This is a genomic window from Mycobacterium sp. TH-M82, assembly GCF_057473605.1.
Genome location: NZ_JBYCKY010000234.1, coordinates 1 through 1,174 on the forward strand (window position 1 = coordinate 1; position 1,174 = coordinate 1,174).

Genomic DNA, 1,174 nt, shown 5'->3' on the forward strand with positions numbered 1-1,174 from the left:
ACCCAGATGTTCGACGGTATCCAGTTCCAGTCGGGCTGCGGTGAGATCACGACGACCTCGTGCTTTCGGGATAGCATTCGGCGCAGGTGCAGCGCGGCGGTATGCCCGGCGATACCGGCGCCGAGGATGACGGTTCGTGCCATTGGTGCTCCTCCGTCGACAGGACAATCCAGCCCTCATGGTATACCGCGTGGGGTATACGCCGCAATTGTGCGCGGCCCCTTGACATCCGCGACTACGCCCTGGTCTGCGCCGCAGCCGCCGCATAACTGCGAAAGCCGCGGATTGATACCCATGGGGGTATAATGACACGGTGACTTACGCCTAGACGGCTGAACGGTCCGGTCGCGTGCACTGTGGGTTTGCGGTGTCGGTAGCCGCCGGCGTCCACTGCCCGTGAACATCGGTTGTCGCGTCAGATGGAGGTGTTGATCATGCCCGGGTGGCGGCTTCGCGACTTTCACGACGACGACCTCGAACAGGTCATCTCCATCTGGGAGCAGTCCCGTCAAACCGACGGGGCACCGCCGGTGTTTACGATTTCTGAGGTGGTGTCCTTTGCCCGGTCGGGGTGTCCGGCAGTGGTCGCCGTTGTGGGCGAGGAACTCGCCGGCGCCGGGCTGGCTCAATTCGATGGCGAGCGTGCCTGGATTTTGATGCTCGCACTGGGCGACAGGTGGCGAAACCACGGCGTCGGCAGCGCCTTGCTCGCGGAGTTGGAGCTGCGTCTGCGCACTCTCGGTGTCCGGAGGATCGGTGCGTTGCTTCCGGCCGAGGCCACCGGCACCGCGGCGCTGCGGAACCCCGCTTATCGGGAGCGTGCCGCGCTGACGTATTTCGAGAAAGTCGACGCTGTGGGCAGCTCGGATGCAGGTCTGCTCGCCCAACTCGGCGGGCAGGTGATGCCCTGTGCAGGCTGGGACTCGGTGGCGGGTATGGAGGCAGAGAAGCAGGTCGTGGAGCGGCGTATCGTGCTGCCGCTCACCGAGCCCGACGTTGCCCAAAGATACGGGGTCTCACCGCCGAAAGCGGCCATCCTGTTCGGGCCGCCGGGTACCGGTAAGACCAGCTTCGCCAAGGCTGTCGCCGGCCGGCTGTGCTGGCCGTTCGTCGAACTATTCCCGTCGCGGTTGGCCGCCGCGGACATGACTCTGGCCGCCGCGCTGCGGGACAC

Annotated in this window: 1 protein-coding gene; it reads left to right on the plus strand. The window is 65.6% G+C overall.

All coding sequences use genetic code 11. The features are described from left to right. Positions 1-434 precede the first annotated feature (434 nt). Positions 435-1,174, plus strand: a 740-nt coding sequence (locus tag AC2VON_RS06900; RefSeq protein ID WP_486952275.1) for a GNAT family N-acetyltransferase, incomplete at its 3' end; no start/stop codon positions are given.